The organism is Streptomyces sp. SM10, from assembly GCF_002910915.1.
GTDB lineage: Bacteria > Actinomycetota > Actinomycetes > Streptomycetales > Streptomycetaceae > Streptomyces.
Genome location: NZ_NEUF01000184.1, coordinates 40,624 through 58,962 on the forward strand (window position 1 = coordinate 40,624; position 18,339 = coordinate 58,962).

Consider the following 18,339-nt stretch of genomic DNA (forward strand, 5'->3'; position numbering starts at 1 on the left):
CACCCCGAAGGAGACCCAGATGCTTTCCATCGACACGACCGCCCCTCCGATCGACCTGGAGCGGGAACCCGGCCGGCCCGCGACGCTGCGGGTGCCGCCGGCCGACGACCCGGCCCGCTGGGCCTCGGAAGCCCGCAGCGGGATCCTGGCCGCACTCGTCGAGCACGGCGCCGTCCTGGTCCGCGGGCTCGGCCTGCGGGACGTGGAGGACGTCGGTGCCGTCCTGAGGCAGCTGGCCGTCGAACCGGTCACGGAAAAGGAGGCCTTCGCCCCCAGGCAGACCCACTCGCCCGGGGTCCACTCCTCGTCCGCCTGGCCGCCGAACCAGCCGATGTGCATGCACCACGAGCTGAGTTACACGCTCGGCTTCCCCGGCCTCCTGCTCTTCGCCTGCCTGTCCGAGCCGACCGAGGGCGGGGCGACCGGCCTCGCCGACGCGGCAGCGGTCCTCGACGCGCTGCCCCCGGGGCTCGCCGAGAGGTTCGAGCGGGAGGGATGGCTCCTCACCCGCAGCTACAACGGCGAGATCGGGGCCACGGTGCCCGAGGCCTTCGGCACCGACGACCGCGACGCGGTGGAACGCTACTGCCGGGACCACGCCATCGACTGGTCCTGGCAGCCCGACGGGACGCTGCGCACCAGTCAGCGCCGGAACGCCGTGGTGCGCCACCCGGCCGACGGACGGCGCTGCTGGTTCAACCAGATCGCCTTCCTGAACCGGTGGACGCTCGCTCCGGAGGTGGCCGAGTACCTGATCGACGAATACGGGCCCGAAGGGCTGCCGTTCAACACGTGGTACGGCGACGGCGAGCCCATCGAGGAGGACGTCGTCCGCACCCTCAACGCGGTCTACGAGCAGCACACCGTCCGGATGCCGTGGCAGGCGGGCGACCTGCTCCTGGTCGACAACATCCGCACCGCGCACAGCAGGGAGGCCTACGAGGGACCGCGCGAGGTCGTCGTCGCGATGGCTTCGCCGAACCGGCCGGGGACCAGCTCACCGGTCTCACCGGCCGAGGAGGCGGGGCTGCGATGAACACCGACCGGAGCAGCAGTCCAGGGCACGCCTCAGCCGGGGAGAGTGTCGTACCCCCGTTCGCGGTGGTCCCCGGCGGCCAGGTCCAGCAAGCCCTCGAAGGCCGCGAGAAGGAGATCGTGGAGGTGGTCGAGGCCGCCTACCGGCTGCACGGGGCGGGCCGCACGGTGAACCCGCCGTCCTCGTTCCTCCGTTTCCCCGACCGCCCCACCTCCCGGATGATCGCCCTGCCTGCCTCCCTGGGCGGTGAGTCGCCGGTGGACGGCATGAAGTGGATCTCCAGCTCCCCCGGGAACGTGGCGTCGGGCATACCGCGCGCCTCGGCCGTGCTGATCCTCAACGACCCCGCCACCGGCTACCCGTTCGCCTGCATGGAGAGCTCGATCATCAGCGCGACGCGTACGGCCGCCTCCGCGGCATCGGCCGCGGACCGGCTCAGCCGGGACCGGCCCCGCCCCACCCGCGTGGGGTTCTTCGGGACGGGCCTGATCTCCCGCTACATCCACACCTTCCTCGAAGGTTCCGGCTGGTCGTTCGACGACGTCGGGGTGTACGACCTGTCGGCCGACAGCGCGGCCGGATTCCGTGTGTACGTGGAGCAGTCCGGCAGCGCCGCGGCCGTCACCGTGCACCCGGACCCCGAGGAACTGATCCGCACCAGCGATCTCGTGGTCTTCGCGACCGTGGCCGGAGAGCCGCACGTCACCGACCCGGCGTGGTTCGACCACAACCCCGTGGTCCTGCACGTGTCACTGCGCGATCTCGCGCCGGAGGTCCTCCTGGCCTCGACCAACATCGTGGACGACATCGAGCACTGCCTCAGGGCCTCCACCTCGCCCCATCTGACCGAGCAGCTCACGGGGAACCGGGAGTTCGTGCACGGCACGCTGGACGACGTGATGGCGGGCACCGTGACCGTGCCGGGCGACCGGCCCGCGGTCTTCTCGCCCTTCGGCCTCGGAGTACTCGATCTGGCGGTCGGAAGCTATGTCTACGACCGGATCGCCCGCACGGGCGAACTGCGTCGTGTCGACGGCTTCTTCCACGAACTGAGCCGCTACGGATGACGGAGCCGGGGCGGTCCGCCGCCCCGGCCCGGACGACCAGAACCACCCGGAGGAGGAGTTAACCGTGTCGGTCATTACCGTCCCCCAGGCCTTCAACGAGGAGGATCTCTATGTGGACGTCGAGGCCGTCTTCGGCCACTCCCTGCTCCTCAAGTGCGAGGGGTTCAATTTCGCCGGATCGATCAAGCTGAAGGCGGCCGCGGAGATGGTGGCCTCGGCCGAACGCGACGGCACGCTGAGGGCCGACTCCGTCCTCGTCGAGTCCTCGTCCGGGAACCTGGGCGTCGCACTGAGCATGATCGCCGCCAGCAAGGGCTACCGGTTCATCTGTGTGACGGACTCACGCTGCAATCTGGCCACGCGGCTGATGATGGAGGCTCTGGGCGGTGAAGTGCGCCTGGTGGACGCCGAGGAGGCCAACGGCGGCTTCCTCGCCGCGCGCCTGGCCCACGTCCGGCAGCTGTGCGCCTCCGACGACCGGTGCGTGTGGCTGAGCCAGTACTCCAACCCGGCCAACTGGAGGGCGCACTACCTCACGACCGCTCCGGAGATCGCCCGGTCCTTCCCGCAGCTGGACGTCCTGTTCATGGGTGCGGGCACCACGGGAACCCTGATGGGGTGCGCACGCTGGTTCCACGACTGGCACCGGCCGGTCCGGATCGTCGCGGTGGACATCGCCGGTTCGGTGGCGTTCGGCGGCGCGCCCGGCCGCCGGATGATCCCCGGGCTCGGCATGAGCATGCGCCCGCCCCTGCTGGACGAGTCCTACGTCGACGAGGTGGTGCGGGTCGAGGAGACCGACACCATCCGCGCCTGCCGCCGCCTGGCCAGGCGGGGCTTCCTCTTCGGCGGTTCCACCGGGACGGTGGTGAGCGGAGCGGTCGACTGGCTGGACCGGCACGGGACCCCGGACGTCACAGCGGTGGCGATAGCCCCCGACCTCGGCGAGCGCTACCTCGACACCGTGTACCAGGACAACTGGGCCGAGGACCTGTACGGCGCGGCCGTGCTCGAATCCGCTGCCCGTACCCCGGCCGCCGGGGAGGAAATCGCCGTGGCGCGCCCCTTCACCACCCGCTCCGCACCGGAGGAACCCGGGGCGCCTGACGACTGGTGAGCTCGCGCCGCGAGCTCCGCGAACGCCCCCGGCAGGCTCCATGCCCTCCCGTAGCATGTCGCCGACCTCTCCCACCAGCGCGTCACCCGCGCCGGCATCCTGGTCCGGCGTCCTGGTCCGTCAAGACGCGTTCGGAGAGGCCGACGACGCCCGGTTCGTCACCTGCGACCGGGTGGCTGCCCCTGCCCTGCGGCCTCGTGCACGGCGCCGAACGCCGACGAGGCCAAGCGCACCACAAGGAGCCCTCACGTCCCGCCCGTGCGGGCCCCGTTGAGCTTGGCGTCCAAGGTGATCGCCGCGTCGATCAGGGCCAGGTGCGTGAACGCCTGCGGGAAATTGCCCAGCTGCCGCCCGGTGAGACCGATCTCCTCGGAGTACAGCCCCAGGTGGTTGGCGTAGGTGAGCATCTTCTCGAGCACCAGTCGGGCCTGGTCGGTGCGTCCGGCTCGCGCCAGGGCGTCGACGTACATGAAGGTGCACAGGGAGAACGTTCCCTCGGAGCCACGCAACCCGTCGGGTGATGCCTCGGGGTTGTACCGGTAGACGAGGCTGTCGCTGACCAGCTCGTGCTCCATGGCGTCCAGCGTGGACCTCCACATCGGATCATCGGGGGTGATGAAGCCGACCGTCGGCATGCGCAGCAGCGACGAGTCGAGCACATCGTCGTCGTAGTGCTGGACGAAGGCCTGCTTCCGCGGGTCCCATCCCCGGTCGAGCACCTGCGTGTAGATCTCGTCACGCGCCTCCACCCAGCGACCGCGGGCGGCGGGGCGGCCGTCGTCGTAGGCGATCCGAACAGCACGGTCGAAGGCGACCCAGGACATCACCCGGCCGTAGGTGAAGTCCTTCCGCCCGCCGCGGGTCTCCCACAGCCCTTCTCCGGGCTGGTCCCAGTGGTCCACCAGCCAGTCGAGAAGCGTGTGCAGCGCGGTCCAGCCCCTGTGGTCGAGGTGCATGCCGTGCTGGTGGGCGAAGTAGATGCTGTCGAGTGCCTCGCCGTAGATGTCCAGTTGCCGCTGGGTCGCCGCTCCGTTGCCGATGCGGACCGGTGCGGAGCCGCAGTAGCCCTCCCAGTGCTCCAAGGCCTCCTCGACCATGTCGGACGAGCCGTCGACGCGGTACATGATGTTCAACGGCCCCGCGCCGTCACCCCGGCCGGCCTCTTCCTTCACGCGATCGTGCAGCCAGCCGTTGAACGCCGCCGCCTCTTCCCTGAATCCCATGCCCAGCAAGGCGTACACCGAGAACGACGCGTCACGGATCCAGGTGAACCGGTAGTCCCAGTTGCGCTCTCCCCCCAGCTGTTCGGGCAGAGCAGCCGTGGGGGCGGCGACCAGGGCGCCCGTCGGTGCGTACGTCATGAGCTTCAGAGTCACGGCCGAGCGCTCCACCGCCTCCCGCCAACGGCCCGTGTAGGTGGACTGCCCCAGCCAGGAGCGCCAGAAGAGGGCCGTCTCGTCGAAGAGCTGCTCGAACTCCGCTCCTCGGACCTCGTGCGGCGGCCCGCCGGGGGACGACTCGAGGACCAGCCCGCGCTGCTGCCCCGCTCGAAGGGCCAGGGTGAAACGCAGGTCGTCGTCACCGGAGAGAGCGGTCAGCAGCCGCTCGTCCTGAGGCTCACGGACGGCATGGACGGCGAGGTCCATGTCCTGCGAGGTGAACAAGGCTCCCTGCTGGGTGATGTGCAGCTCATGCGGCTTACGGCCGTAGTCGAAGCGCGGAGCGATCTCGCCCTCGAACGTCATGCTCCCCCGGACACAGCGCAGCATGCGGACCAGACGGTGCCGGTCGGTCGCCGTCGTGCCGGTCACCGGCATGAAATCGACCACCTCACCGGCCCCGGCCTCGGTCATGAATCGCGTCACCAGCACGGCGGTGTCCGGGTGGTAGAGCTGCTTGGTGGTGTACGTGTCCGCGACCGGCCTGACCGTGAAGTGGCCGCCCTTCCGCCGGTCGAGCAGAGCGCCGAAGACGCTGGGCGAGTCGAAGCGCGGGCAGCAGAACCAGTCGATGGTCGCATCGGTCGTCACAAGTGCGGCGGTCTGCAGATCGCCGATCAGACCGTGGTTCTCGATGAGGGGATAATCGTCCACTTCAAGCCCCTTTCGACCTCGAACGACCAGCGTAGGTCAGCGACGGCGCCTCGTCCTGGCGAGGTGGTGACGCGAGGTGGCGAGGGGGCGCGACGTTCTCCGCCACCACGGGCGGCCCGCGGCAGCGGTCTGTTCCGCGCATGCTCGGGGGCGAACACCGACGAGTCGGGAGCCGGGTGTCCACGGCACCCCGTTCCGCGCCTCCGGCGGGTCCCTGCTCCGGCCTTCTCACGGGTCGACGTTCCTGTGCGAGAAGCAGCGGTACGAGACCTCACCCCTCACCGGGACCGGCGCCCTGTGCCCCGGCGTGTCCCTCCCGGGGCCAGCGAGGAAACTGTTTGAATCCGTCGCATGACTATGCGCGACGACGCGGCCCTCTTCGGCAACCGGTTTCTGACCGCGCCCGCCCCCTCGGAGACCTTCCCCGAGAAGGGCATGGCCGCGACGGACGCAATGAGGCTGGTGGACGTCGATCTGGCCATGGAGGGCGACCCCCAGCGCAACCTCGCGACGTTCGTGACCACGTGGATGGAGCCCGAGGCGCAGCGACTCATCGCCGAGAACCTCCACCGCAATTTCATCGACCACGCGGAGTACCCCATTTCCGCCGAGATCGAGCAGCGTTGCGTGCGCATGCTCGCCGATCTCTTCCACGCGCCGGGAAAGACGACCGGCTGCCGGACCCAGGGCTCTTCCGAGGCGATCATGCTCGGTGCGCTGTCACTGAAGTGGAAATGGCGCGAACGCCGCCGAGCGGCCAACCTGTCGATGGACAGGCCGAATCTGGTCTTCGGCGGGGACGTCCACGTCGTGTGGGAGAAGTTCTGCCGCTATTTCGACGTCGAGCCGCGGATCGTGCCCCTTTCGGAGGGCAAGTACACGATCGGCCCTGAGGATGTGGAACCCCACCTCGACGAGAACACGATCGGCGTCGTCGCCGTGCTCGGCACCACCTTCACCGGACACAAGGACGATGTCGTCGGGATCGACAAGCTCCTGCGGGAGGTCCGCAAGGAGCGGGACCTCGACATCCCGATCCACGTCGACGCCGCCAGCGGCGGCTTCGTGTGGCCGTTCCTCTACCCGGACTCGAAGTGGGACTTCCGGCTCGAGCAGGTCCGCTCCATCAACGTCTCGGGGCACAAGTACGGCTTGGTCTACCCCGGCGTCGGCTGGCTGGTCTTCCGTGAGGAGTCGGACCTCGCCAAGGACCTCGTGTTCTACGAGAACTACTTGGGCAAGACGGACGCGACGTTCACCCTGAACTTCTCGACCGGTTCGGCCATGGTGCTCGCGCAGTACTACAACTTCGTGCGTCTCGGTCGCCAGGGCTACACCTACGTCATGAAGATCATGCAGGAGAACGCCCACGCGCTGGCGGACAACCTGCGGAGCAGCGGCCGCTTCGAAGTGATCGGCAGCGAGGCCGAGCAGCTGCCCCTTGTCGCCTTCCGGCTCGCCGGCAAGCACTCCTACGACGAGTCCGACGTCGCCTGGCAACTTTCGGCCGAGCGCGGCTGGATGGTTCCGGCGTACACCCTCCCGCCCGAGGCGGAGAGTGTGAAGATCATGCGTGCCCTGGTCAAGGAGACCCTGAGCCGCGAGCAGATCCATCGCCTGAGCCAGGACATCACCGACGCGTGCCGCACCTTGGACGACAAGGGTTCGACCCACGGCGTCGAGCGGGCCCAGGTCAAGCGCGGGACAGGTTACTGACCTCCCGGATCACGCCAGCAGCCTGTCGCTCCATGAACGACCGCGATTCCCTCGCCCCGGCGCCGCCGCGCCGTCCCGGTGACCGGCCAGGTCAGACCCCGCCTCCCACGCCCTGGCTGTCGGCCGTCCGCGCGACGGCGCCACGCGGCAGGTCCGACTCCGCCCGGACCCACGGATGGTGGGTGGGCGGCAGGGTTTCGAGCAGCGCGTCGAGCGACGCCCGTAGCCGTCGGCAGACCTGTACGGATGCTGCCCCGTAGTGAGCTTGCGCAGGTTGAGCCCGTGACCGGCGTCGTAGAGGATCACCGCCACGGACATCGACACGAGGACATCGAAGTTCCGGCCCATCAGCTCGTCCGGGCTTGCTCGCCAGGATCTGTGATCGCGCGGTGAGGATCGGGGTCAGCGCGATCCCGAGGTAGATCTCGTCGTCTGTGACAGCGGCTCCCTCCGGCTGAGCCCTGACGTCGTGGGTGGTGTACCGGGGCTGGCCATCAGGTGGTGCCCGCCTCGCCACCGCCTCCAGGATCGCCGCCTCGTCGCAGGTCGGCCTCGGTGAGTTCTTCGAGATCGCCCCTGGTGTCGAGCCAGTACAGAAGGACGACGGCCGGTACGACGACCACCAGGGCGACGAGGGTGACGAAGGCCAGCCAGGTGAGCGTGGCCGACGCCCCGGCGCCCTCGGCGACGGTCATCGATTCCGGCAGGAGGTAGGGACGCTGAGCCAGGCCCCAGGCGATGACCGCGCAGGCGACGGCGACGGCCGCGAAGGCGCGGGCCCAGCCGCCCGGTCCCCGGGTGAGCAGCCACGCCGCGGCGAGAGAAGCCGCTCCGGCGGCGAGGCCGAAGGCCAGCCCCGCCCCATGGGTGAGCCCGTGCCACACGTGCGGGGCGTCCTGGCTGGTGACGAAGAGGGTGATCACCACGAGCACCACGAGCGCGGTGAGGCTCAGCAGCCCGCGCCGCCGGAAGTAGGGGATCAGGTCGGGTGCGTCGAAGCGGCGGGCATCACCCGCCAGGAAGACCGCGCCCAGGAAGGCCGTCGCCGCGACGGCGAGCAGGCCGAACACGATCGAGGTGGGGTTGGCCCAGGCGTCCGCCGACGCCTCCGTGCCGAGCCTCACCCGGCCTGAGGCGACTCCCCCCGCGGCGGTGCCGAGGAAGAACGGCGTCACGAGCGAGGCCACTGCGAACACGGCACCGTAGAGCCGCCGGCCGGCGATGCGGCGTGCGACCTTGCGGAAGGCGAAGCCGGCGCCGCGCAGGACGAGGCCCACGGCGGCCAGCGCCAGTGGCAGCCACATCGCGGAGAACACGGCCTGGAAGAGAGTGGGGAAGCCGGTCCACATGATGACGAAGACGAAGATCAACCAGACGTTGTTGACCTCCCACACGGGGGCCATCGCGTGATCGATGAGCCACCGCGGACGCCTGCCGCGTTCGGTACCCCCCGCCATCAGGTCCCAGAAGCCCGCCCCGTAGTCGGTGCCGCCCGCGCAGGTGTACGCGGCGATGGCCAGCAGCAGTACTACTGCCATCAGGTCCGCCGTCACGGCTGGTCGCCCTGGGGCGGGGCCGCCGCACCGCCGTCACCCGCCCGGACAGCCGCCCGGGGGCCGTACGGGCTGTCCGACTCCGGCGGGTCCGCCGGGGGCCCGGAATCCCGCTCCTCGTCGGCGAGCCGCCAGCGGGTGCGCAGCTTGAGCAGCACCGCCAGGAGCGAGCCGAAGATGAACAGGTACACGACGATCACCAGGCCGAGCATGATCCACAGGGTGGACGAGTGCGTCGCCGTTACGGCCTCGGAGACCCGCATGTTCTGGTAGACGATCCAGGGCTGGCGTCCCACCTCGGTCGCGATCCAGCCGCATTCGACAGCCACCACCGAAGCCGGACCGGCACAGGCCGCGCCGCGGTAGAACCATCTGGACCCGGGAAGCCTGCGGTGCCGCAACCAGACCAGCCCGTACCAGAGCGCGAGGAGCACCAGGGCGGAGCCGATGAGGACCATGATGTCGAAGGCCCAGTGTGCGATCGTCGCCTGAACGGCTGTCGGCCGTTGGTCCGGCGGGACGGAGGTCAGCCCTACGACCTTCGTGTTCGGGCTGAAGCCGGCCAGGAGGGAGTCGAGGAGCGGGACCTTGACACCGCCTGAGACGGAACCGTCGGAGTGCAGGCGGCCGAACAGGTATTCCGGTACGCGGGTGTCGGTCTTCCAGACGATCTCCATGGCCGCGAACTTGACCGGCTGCTTGTGGAACACCGACCGGGCGATGGCGTCGCCGAGGACGAACTGCACCGGGGTCGCCACCGCGGCGATGGTGAAGGGAACCGTGAAGCCGAGCCGGTGGTACCGGTCCCGGCGCCCCCTCAGCCGGCCGACCGCGTAGACGCCGGCCACCATGTAGCCCGCGGTCAGCAGCATGGCCACGACGAAGTGCCAGTACTGCGGCCCGAACATCGGCGTGAAGATCGCCTCCCAGACGTCCACGTCCGTCGGATTGCCGAAGGTGTCGAGGGAGAAGCCCTGCGGTGTGTTCATCCAGGAATTGGCCGCCAGGATGCCGAACGCCCCCAGCAGCGCCGCGGCCGGAAGCGGCAGGCCGAGCAGGAAGTGTGTCCGGGGCTTCAGCCGTCGCCATCCGTAGAGGTAGATGGCGATGAGGACCGCTTCGAGGAAGAACGCCCAGGCCTCGACCCCGAAGCCGATTCCGAAGACGTCGCCCCACCGGCCCATCAGGCCCGGCCAGAGCAGACCGAACTCGAAGGAGAGCACGGTGCCGGTGACGACCCCGACGGCGAACTGGACGGCCATGACCGCCGACCATCGCCGTGCCAGCAGGAGGGCGGTCGCGTCCTTGTGGCGCAGCCCGCGGTAGTGCATGACCAGGGTGATCAGAGGCAGGGCCACGCCCAGCGGGACCAGGATGATGTGGGAGGCCAGGGTGAAGGCCATGAGTTCTCTGGCCGGCAGGAGTTGATCCGGAGCACTGGCCAGCAGGTGGACCGAGGGGTGCATGACCGCCTTCGCTGTTCGGGTCCCGCGGAAGAGGTCAGCCGCCGGTCGCGAAGCCGGGGAAGAGCGTCATCCCGCCGTCGACGTAGAGAGTCGTCCCCACGACGTAGTCCATGAGGTCGGACGCGAGCAGGACGACGGCGTGGGCGATGTCCTCGGGGTCGCCGATCCGGTCGTAGGGGATCAGTCGCAGGAGATCCTCCCGGGCCGCCGGGGTCTCCCAGGCGCTGCGGTTGATGGGAGTCCTGATCGCACCGGGGGCGACAGCGTTCACCCTGATCTTCTCCGGCGCGAGCTCCTGGGCCAGGGTCTGCATCATCATCTGCACGCCTCCCTTGGAGGAGGCGTAGTTCACGTGCCCGGCCCAGGGGATGAGCTGGTGCACCGAACTCATGCAGATGATCTTCCCGGCCGCCCGGGACACCTCCGGGACCACCCCGCGCCTGCGGAACTCCTTCGCCGCCTCCCGCGCGCACAGGAACTGGCCCGTGAGGTTGACGTCGAGCACCTTCTGCCACTGGGCGAGAGTCATGTCGGTGAACCTGGCGTCACGCTGCATACCGGCGTTCGCGACCAGGATGTCGAGGGTCCCGAAATCCTGGACCGCCCGGTCGACCATCGCGGTCACCTGGGTCTCCTGCGACACGTCCGCCTCGTAGGCCACCGCACGCACCCCGAACGACGTGATCTCCTCGACCACGTGCTCGGCGGCGTCCCGGCCGCTCACGTAGTTCACCGCCACATCGGCGCCCGCCCGGCCCAGCGCGATGGCCGTACCCTTCCCGATGCCCGAATTGGCGCCGGTCACCAGCGCCGTCTGGCCCTTCAGCAAGTCGGCGGGCACAGCACCCCGCACTGCCTCGACGTGGGAATTCATGAGGCCCTGTCTCCTCGCTGCGCCGCTCCGGTCCGCCCGGCTGCTGCCCGGGAGGCGGGGATCAGGGAATCACCGGATGTGCGCGGCGGCAGCTCCGGCGGGCCGCTGTTGGGCCATCGGACGGAGCGGCTCCCCCCGATCGGCCCAGGCGTGGAGCTCCGCGTTCATGAGGACCGAGCCGTCCAGCGGGGTGCGGCCGTCCAACTGCGGATCCTGCCGGCGCAGCGGTCAGACAGCCTCCCCAGCCACGGCCGGCTGCCGCGGGACAGCCGCGACCGCCGACGCCAGGTCGTCGAGGCGGCCGCGGGTCCTCACCTTCTCAGGCCAGCCCGAGCGACCTCAGGACGCGTCGCTGACGCGCGCTCGGATCCGTCGGCCAGTAGAGGTAGCAGACCCCGCCCGTCCCGCTCCTGACCGCGCCGTTCGCGTCGTACCGCTTCGTGCGCAGCCAGATGTTCTCCCACTCGCGCCGGGCGTAGACATGGCGCACCGCGTCGTTGGAGGGAGACGCGGGGTCGTTGGCGATCACGTCGCCGGCGGCCGTGAAGCCGATGACTGTCATCAGGTGGCCCGACGTTCCGTAACCCGCCCCCGTCAGCTCGCCCTTGAGGAACGACTGTGACGTGATGACCGGGATACCCGCGTCGACCAGCTTCTCCACGTCGGCGAGCGAGCCGATCCGGGTGACCGCGCTGCTCATGTCCTTGTACGTCGCGGCGTAGGCGGCGTTGAAGGGCCAGTTGCCGCAGCCGTCGTACTGGTAGTCGAACGTGTAGCGGGCCGCGTGGCAGATCTGCGGGTCCGCGAGATCCGGCTTGACCCAGGCGAGGTCCTCGGCGCTCGGCTCGCGGCCCCAGTACTCGATGATCATCTGGGAGGAGGTGGGGCTGCACCAGGCCTCGCCGCCGTTGTCGTACTCCGGGTACTCCCCCACGTGGACGTTCTGCGAGTAGCGGGGCACCGCGAGTTCCCTGGCGATGCCGGGCGTCGTGGCGGGCACGGTGAAGCGGTCGGGGATGTCCGAGGCCATGGCGCCGATCCGGTGGACCGTCGGCGTGAGGCGGGTGCCCGGGGTGCGGTGGAGGGTGAGCCTCAGGCGGTACGACACCAGGCGCAGCCCGCTCGCCGCGTCGTCCAGGGAGAGGGTGTCGGTCCAGACGGTGCTCCTGCCGTCGGTCTGGTCGTCCACCGAGGTCCGGCGGATGTCCGTGTCTCCGGCGGCCCAGCGGCCCATCACGTACCAGGGCGTGTCCGTCCCGTCCGAGTAGCTGCCGCGCAGCTCGATCTGGATCCAGGTGCCCTGCGGGGTGCGGGCGTTCCAGGAGGCGATCACCTCGGTGGCGGGTACGGCCGAGCGGTGGACCGGTGAGGTCCAGGTCGCGTACTCCCAGGTGCTGGTCGTGCCCGTGTGCGGGTCGGTGTAGTCGGTGGTGCCGGCGGGCGCGGAGATCACCAGGCCCGGCCGGCGTCCGGCGACGGCGCGGGTGCCGGACGACGAGCCGAAGCGCCAGTCGGCGTAGGTGGTCCAGAAACGGTTGTCCACGAGCGAGGCCCCCGCCGCGGCTGAGGGGGTACGGACGGGAGCGGCGCTCGCGGGGGAGGCGACGGTGCCTGCCCCGGCCGCTGCCGCGAGCGCGGCGGTGAGCACGGCCCTGCGTGAAGTCGGTCTGGTCATGGTCGAGACCCCCGGTCGTTGAGCGGAATGGGGCTGCGGGTGCCGATCGGTGGGCCAACTATTGCGGGTCGAGGTGGCATCCGGCCAGTGATTCGGCCCGCGCCGCGGCAGCAATATTGGTCTGGTCCACTGGCGTGACCTGCGCCGGAACGGGGAAGCGCGGAGGACGGGACCGGCGGGAGGCCAAAACCGGACCCTCCGCGCTCTCGTAGGGTGGAGGCATGAACGACCTGGCGGACCACGCACGCCGGCTGCGTGCACTGCCCCCGTCCTGCGGGTCGGTGCGGCTGCTCGCGGTCGACGGCCACGCGGGGTCCGGCAAGAGCACCTTCGCCGGCCGTCTGGCGGCGGCGCTCGGCGGCGCACCGGTCCTGCACCTGGACGACGTGGCCACGCACGAGGAGCTCTTCGGCTGGACGGACCGGCTCCGGGCGCAGGTCCTGGATCCGCTCTCGCGGGGGGAGCCCGCGCGGTACTCCCCCTACGACTGGACGGCCCGGCGCTTCGGTCCACCGAGGACCCTGACCCCCGCCCCCGTGATGCTGGTCGAGGGCGTGGGGGCCGGCCGGGCCGCCGTGCGGCCCTTCCTCGCGGGGCTGTTGTGGATCGAGGGGGAGAGCGAGGCGTCCTGGGAGCGGGGAAGACTCCGCGACGGCCCCGGGCTGTCGGAGTTCTGGGACGGCTGGACCGTCGCGGAGCGGAGCCATTTCGCCGACGACCCCTCCCGCCCCTTCGCGGACGTGGTGATCCGGCGGACACCCACGGGATACGCCTGGCTCAAAGGGCCTGGCCCGACAGCGGTGGCGAGTCACATCGTCACGGTCGGTGAAGGATGAGGGTCGCCATACCGACCAGTCGGAAAAAGCCCCTGCGGTGCCCCCGACTCGGCTTGACCGAGGAGCCGTAGAGGTCTTACGTTCTGGATGTGCGGCTTTTCGGAGCCCCCGCAGACACGAAGCCCCCGGTCGTTCCCCCGTGATCGGGGGCTTCGTCCTGCCTCCCCGCACCCCTTCCCCGAGCGCCTCACTCACCCTCGGTGACCACCGGCGAAGCGCCGGTTACGTACTTAACCGCTCACTCCCTGTGCAGGTACGATGCGTCCCGGGTGTGGTCAATTCCCGTCCCCGGCGCGGTGATTAGGCGTGCCGAGCTGGGCATGCTGTGCGGGCGGGACATTCTGGGGGCACGGTTTGTGGGGGACCTGATGGACATCGGCACGCCGGGCACGCAGGCCCCGGCCGACCTTGCCTGGCTGCGCGGGGTGGACGCATACACCATGGGCGCGTACCCGCAGGCCGAGGAGGAGTTCAGAACCGCGGTGCGTTTCGACCCCGGCATGGCCGACGGCTGGCTGGGCCTGCACGCGCTGCGGATCGACACCGCCACGGCCCTGTTACGCATGTACCGCCATCGCGACCGCTTCGGCGAGCAGCGTGCCCGCCATCGCCGCACGCTCAACTCCTGGTACTGGCTGGGGTGGTGGGTGCAGCCGGTGCTGGAGAGCCCACGCGACCTGCTCCTCGCCCACGCCTCGCACTGGCTCGACGGCCGTCATGTGCCGGAGCTGGACCGGGCGTTGGCCGGTCTGCCGCCGGTCGACACCGATCACCAGGTGCGGTTCCTGCACGCCTGCCGCTCCTACCTGGTGAAGGACTGGGACCAGCTCGTGCGCACCACGGAACAACTGGTCGACGATCCGCTGCTCGGCATCGAGGCGGGGCTCTTCGGTGGCATGGCTCGGGTGCGTCTGGAGATGTACGGGCAGGCGGAGCCCCTCCTGTCCGCCGCACTGATGCGGTGCCGCAGCGAGCAGCCGCAGCGCAAGGAGCTGCGATACTGGCTGGCGCGGGCCCATGAGGGCACCGGGCGCAGTGCGGCGGCCCTGCCCCTGTACCGGGCGGTGCACCGGGTCGACCCGGCCTTCATGGACACCTCGGCCCGGCTCGCGGCGATCTCCGAGGGGGACGGCTACGACGAGGCCGCCGATCTCGCCTCGGTCTCCCTGGCCGGTGTCGGTTCGGACGGCGCGGGCGCGGAGGCCCAGACGGACGGGGACATGGCGCTCGGTACCGATCTGGCGGACGGCCGGGATCCCTGGCCCGGCGCCGACCCGGGGGGCCTTCCCGGGGCCACGCTGCCGGCGTCCGGCCCCGGCGCGGACGGGGCGCGGGCGAAACCGGGGGCCCCGAAGGCCGCCGTCTTCCCCGCGGGGCCGAGCGATCCGGTGATGCTCGCGGAGGCCCTGGCGGAGCTCGAGCGCATGGTCGGGCTGGAACCCGTGAAGCGCCAGGTCAAGGCCCTGTCCGCCCAGCTCAACATGGCACGTCTGCGTGCGGAGCAGGGGCTTCCGGTGCAGCCGCCCAAGCGCCACTTCGTCTTCTCCGGCCCGTCCGGGACGGGCAAGACCACGGTCGCCCGGATCCTGGGCAGGGTGTTCTACGCACTCGGGCTCCTCGGCGGTGACCATCTCGTCGAGGCCCAACGGTCCGACCTGGTCGGCGAGTTCCTCGGGCAGACCGCGGTGAAGGCCAACGAGCTGATCGACTCGGCTCTGGGCGGTGTGCTGTTCGTCGACGAGGCGTACAGCCTCTCCAACTCCGGTTACAGCAAGGGCGACGCGTACGGCGACGAGGCCCTGCAGGTGCTCCTCAAACGGGCCGAGGACAACCGGGACCACCTGGTCGTCATCCTCGCCGGGTACCCGGAGGGCATGGACCGGCTGCTCTCCACCAACCCGGGGCTGTCCTCGCGCTTCACCACGCGGGTCGACTTCCCGAGCTACCGTCCGCTCGAACTCACGGCGATCGGCGAGGTGCTGGCCGCCGAGAACGGTGACGTGTGGGACCAGGAGTCCCTCGACGAGCTGCGCAGCATCAGCGGGCACGTGATCGACCAGGGCTGGATCGACGAGCTGGGCAACGGCCGCTTCCTGCGCACCCTGTACGAGAAGAGCTGCGCCTACCGTGATCTTCGGCTCTCCGGTTACGCCGCCGTGCCGACCCGGGACGATCTGGCCACCCTGCGTCTGCCGGACCTGATGCAGGCCTACGGCGAGGTGCTGTCCGGGCGGGGGCCCGTGAACCGCGGGAAGCAGGAGCCCGGGACCCTGTAGGGAGGGTCTCCGGCGCGCTCCTGCCGGGCCGCCCCGCAGGGCCGCCCGGCAGGAGGGATCAGCCAAGCGGAGCCATGGCCTTCGGCGCCTCGACCGTACGGCGGGGCACCGACACGCGGTGGGCCGGGTCCCTGACCTCGCCCACGAGCGTCTCCAGGACGTCCTCCATGGCGACCAGGCCGAGCACCCTGCCCGACGCGTCGGCGACCTGGGCGAGGTGCGTCGCCGCACGCCGCATGACCGTCAGGGCGTCGTCCAGCGGGAGTTCCGCCCGTACGGTCGCCATAGGGCGCCAGATCTGCTGCGGAACGGCCCGCTCGCCGTCCTCCAGCTCCAGGACGTCCTTGACGTGCAGATACCCCATGAAGGGGCCGCCGCCCTCCGCGCAGACGGGAAAGCGCGAGAAGCCGGTCCGTACGGTCAGCTCCTCGACCCTGCGCGGGGTGACGGAGGGATCCACCGTCACCAGGGACGCCCGGTCCAGCAGGACGTCGGTGACAGGCCTGCTGCCCAGTTCGAGGGCGTCCCCGAGGCGTTCCTGCGCCTCGGGTTCCAGCAGGCCGGCGAGGCCCGCGTCCTCCACCAGCCGGTTGAGCTGCTCACTCGTGAAGACGGCCTCGACCTCGTCCTTCGGCTCGACGTTGAAGAGCCGCAGCACGAGCCGGGCGCATGCCCCCAGGGCCGAGGTGACCGGCCGGCAGAGCTTGGCGAAGCCGACCAGGCCGGGGCTGAGCCACATCGCGGTCCTCTCGGGGGCCGCCATCGCCAGGTTCTTCGGGACCATCTCGCCGATGACGAGGTGGAGGAAGACCACGGAGACGAGGGCCACCGCGAAGCCGAGCGGGTGGACGAGCCCCTCGGGCAGGTGCGCCGCGTGGAAGACCGGCTCCAGGAGGTGGGCGACGGTCGGCTCGGCGACGGCGCCGAGGGTGAGGGAGCAGATGGTGATGCCGAACTGTGCGGCGGCCATCATCTGCGGCAGGTTCTCCAGGCCGTACAGGACCTGCCTGGCCCGGCTCGACCCGCCCGCCGCGAGGGGTTCGACCTGACTGCGCCGTACGGAGACGAGCGCGAACTCGGCGCCGACGAAGAAGCCGTTCGCCAGCACGAGGAGAGCGGCGAACACCAGCTGTACGAGGCTCATCGCACGGCCTCCATCAGATCCTGGGTGAGGCGTTCCGCCGGAGGGCCAGGAAGGTCCGTGAGACGGACGAAGCGGACCTGTTCGGCACGGTAGTGGCCGACCTGGCGGACGGAGATCCGCCAGCCGGGCAGCTCGGCCCGGTCACCCGGTGCGGGGATGCGCCCGAGCAGATCGGCGACCAGCCCCGCCACGGTCTCGTAGGGGCCCTCGGGCACGTCGAGGCCTATGCGGTGCAGGGTGAGCACCCGGGTGCTGCCCTCCACGTCCCAGCCGGCCCGTCCGTCGTCGGCGACGACGGGCGTCAGCTCGGGGCGGTCCGCGCCCTCCGCGTCGTGCTCGTCCCTGACCTCTCCGACGAGCTCCTCGATGATGTCCTCGAGGGTCACGACACCCGCGGTGCCGCCGTACTCGTCGACCACGACGGCTATCGGCTGCTCGCTGCGCAGCCGCTGGAGCAGTTGTTCGACGGGCAGGGTCTCCGGCACCAGGAGCGGGGGCACGGCGATGCGGCTCACCGGGGTGCGCATCCGGTCCTCGGAGGCGACGGCCAGGGCGTTCTTGAGGTGGACCATGCCGACGACCTCGTCGATGCGGTCCCGGTAGACGGGAAAGCGCGACAGGCCGGTGGCACGGGTGAGGTTGAGGACGTCGGCGGCCGTCGCCGACGTCTGCAGCGCGCTGACCTTCACCCGCGGGGTCATGACGTGCTGCGCGGTGAGGCCGGCCAGGGACAGGGTCCGCACGAAGAGATCGGCGGTGTCCTGCTCCAGGGTTCCCGCCTCGGCGGAGTGGCGGGCCAGGGAGACCAGCTCGCCCGGGGTCCTCGCGGAGGCGAGTTCGTCGGTCGGCTCGACGCCCAGCAGCCGGACCAGCCGGTTGGCGACGGTGTTCAGGGCGGTGATCACCGGCCGCAGGAGGGTGGAGAAGCGGTGCTGGGGCCCGGCGACGAACCGGGCGACCTGGAGCGGCCGTGAGACCGCCCAGTTCTTCGGCACGAGCTCGCCGATCACCATCTGCACGGCGGCGGCGAACAGCATGCCGGCCACGACGCTCACCCCGGGCACGGCCCCTGAGGGCAGTCCGGTGGCGGTGAGCGGTCCGGTGAGGAGCTGGGCGAGCGCCGGTTCGGCGAGCATGCCGACGACCAGCGAGGTGATGGTGATGCCGAGCTGGGTGCCGGAGAGCTGGAAGGAGAGTTCGCGCAGGGCGGCGACGACGGTGCGGGCCCTGCGGTCGCCTTCGGCGGCGGCGCGTTCGGCGTCCGGCCGTTCCACCGTGACGAGCCCGAATTCGGCTGCCACGAAGAACCCGTTGGCGAGGATGAGAAGGAATGCCGCGAGGAGCAGCAACAGGGGGGTGGTCATGCCGCCGCCTCCGGAGAGAGGGCGGCGCAGGTACTACCGGACGATCCGTCCATTGCTGGAGGGAGTCACTCCTTGGGTCGCAGGAATGTGCCCCGCGGGCCTGGGGGGCCTTCTGGTGCGGG

Annotated in this window: 14 protein-coding genes; 6 read left to right on the plus strand and 8 right to left on the minus strand. The window is 70.5% G+C overall.

Annotation, left to right across the window (positions count from 1 at the left end):
- Positions 1-19: 19 nt before the first annotated feature.
- The 3 genes from B9S57_RS31220 (at position 20) to sbnA (ending at position 3,220) form a co-directional block, all read left to right on the plus strand.
- Positions 20-1,036, plus strand: a complete 1,017-nt coding sequence (locus B9S57_RS31220; protein ID WP_103760524.1) for a TauD/TfdA family dioxygenase — start codon at positions 20-22, stop codon at positions 1,034-1,036.
- A complete protein-coding gene (gene sbnB, locus B9S57_RS31225; protein WP_103760525.1) occupies positions 1,033-2,103 on the plus strand; it encodes a 2,3-diaminopropionate biosynthesis protein SbnB in 1,071 nt (356 codons plus the stop codon). Before B9S57_RS31220 ends, sbnB begins: the two co-directional genes overlap by 4 nt.
- 64 nt (positions 2,104-2,167) lie before the next feature.
- Complete coding sequence (gene sbnA / locus B9S57_RS31230) at positions 2,168-3,220, plus strand: 2,3-diaminopropionate biosynthesis protein SbnA (protein WP_103760526.1); 1,053 nt, start codon at positions 2,168-2,170, stop codon at positions 3,218-3,220.
- Positions 3,221-3,465: 245 nt separating this feature from the next.
- Here sbnA and B9S57_RS31235 read toward each other — a convergent pair whose 3' ends face one another.
- Positions 3,466-5,313 carry a glycoside hydrolase family 15 protein gene (locus tag B9S57_RS31235; protein WP_103760527.1) on the minus strand — a complete coding sequence of 616 codons (1,848 nt, stop codon included), beginning with the start codon at positions 5,311-5,313 and terminating at the stop codon, positions 3,466-3,468.
- 351 nt (positions 5,314-5,664) lie between these two features.
- Between B9S57_RS31235 and B9S57_RS31240 the strand changes: the two genes are divergently transcribed.
- On the plus strand, positions 5,665-7,029 hold the full coding sequence (locus B9S57_RS31240; protein ID WP_103760528.1) for a glutamate decarboxylase: 1,365 nt from the start codon (positions 5,665-5,667) through the stop codon (positions 7,027-7,029).
- Between the two features lie 494 nt (positions 7,030-7,523).
- Here the strand turns inward: B9S57_RS31240 and B9S57_RS31245 are convergent, their stop codons facing one another.
- The 5 genes from B9S57_RS31245 to B9S57_RS31260 all read right to left on the minus strand — a co-directional run bounded on the left by B9S57_RS31245 (position 7,524) and on the right by B9S57_RS31260 (position 12,597).
- Positions 7,524-8,567, minus strand: a complete 1,044-nt coding sequence (locus B9S57_RS31245; RefSeq protein WP_103760553.1) for a cytochrome d ubiquinol oxidase subunit II — start codon at positions 8,565-8,567, stop codon at positions 7,524-7,526.
- A gap of 11 nt (positions 8,568-8,578) precedes the next feature.
- Positions 8,579-10,048, minus strand: coding sequence for a cytochrome ubiquinol oxidase subunit I (locus tag B9S57_RS31250; RefSeq protein WP_103760529.1), 1,470 nt, complete (start codon positions 10,046-10,048; stop codon positions 8,579-8,581).
- A 34-nt stretch (positions 10,049-10,082) separates the two neighbouring features.
- Complete coding sequence (locus B9S57_RS31255) at positions 10,083-10,922, minus strand: SDR family oxidoreductase (RefSeq protein ID WP_103760530.1); 840 nt, start codon at positions 10,920-10,922, stop codon at positions 10,083-10,085.
- Between the two features lie 69 nt (positions 10,923-10,991).
- Positions 10,992-11,126 carry a hypothetical protein gene (locus B9S57_RS36040; protein ID WP_258036714.1) on the minus strand — a complete coding sequence of 45 codons (135 nt, stop codon included), beginning with the start codon at positions 11,124-11,126 and terminating at the stop codon, positions 10,992-10,994.
- A gap of 115 nt (positions 11,127-11,241) precedes the next feature.
- Positions 11,242-12,597: a peptidase C39 family protein gene (locus B9S57_RS31260; protein WP_103760531.1), complete on the minus strand. Its 1,356-nt coding sequence runs from the start codon at positions 12,595-12,597 to the stop codon at positions 11,242-11,244.
- Between the two features lie 221 nt (positions 12,598-12,818).
- Here B9S57_RS31260 and B9S57_RS31265 point away from each other — a divergent pair, with 221 nt between their 5' ends.
- Both B9S57_RS31265 and B9S57_RS31270 read left to right on the plus strand, forming a co-directional pair.
- A complete protein-coding gene (locus tag B9S57_RS31265; RefSeq protein WP_103760532.1) occupies positions 12,819-13,433 on the plus strand; it encodes a uridine kinase in 615 nt (204 codons plus the stop codon).
- Positions 13,434-13,801: 368 nt separating this feature from the next.
- Entirely contained in the window at positions 13,802-15,709 is a 1,908-nt protein-coding gene (locus tag B9S57_RS31270; RefSeq protein WP_258036715.1) for an AAA family ATPase, read from the plus strand.
- A 58-nt stretch (positions 15,710-15,767) separates the two neighbouring features.
- Here the strand turns inward: B9S57_RS31270 and B9S57_RS31275 are convergent, their stop codons facing one another.
- Both B9S57_RS31275 and B9S57_RS31280 read right to left on the minus strand, forming a co-directional pair.
- Positions 15,768-16,853 carry a hemolysin family protein gene (locus B9S57_RS31275; protein WP_103760534.1) on the minus strand — a complete coding sequence of 362 codons (1,086 nt, stop codon included), beginning with the start codon at positions 16,851-16,853 and terminating at the stop codon, positions 15,768-15,770.
- Positions 16,850-18,217 carry a hemolysin family protein gene (locus B9S57_RS31280; protein ID WP_103760535.1) on the minus strand — a complete coding sequence of 456 codons (1,368 nt, stop codon included), beginning with the start codon at positions 18,215-18,217 and terminating at the stop codon, positions 16,850-16,852. Before B9S57_RS31280 ends, B9S57_RS31275 begins: the two co-directional genes overlap by 4 nt.
- Positions 18,218-18,339: the final 122 nt, after the last annotated feature.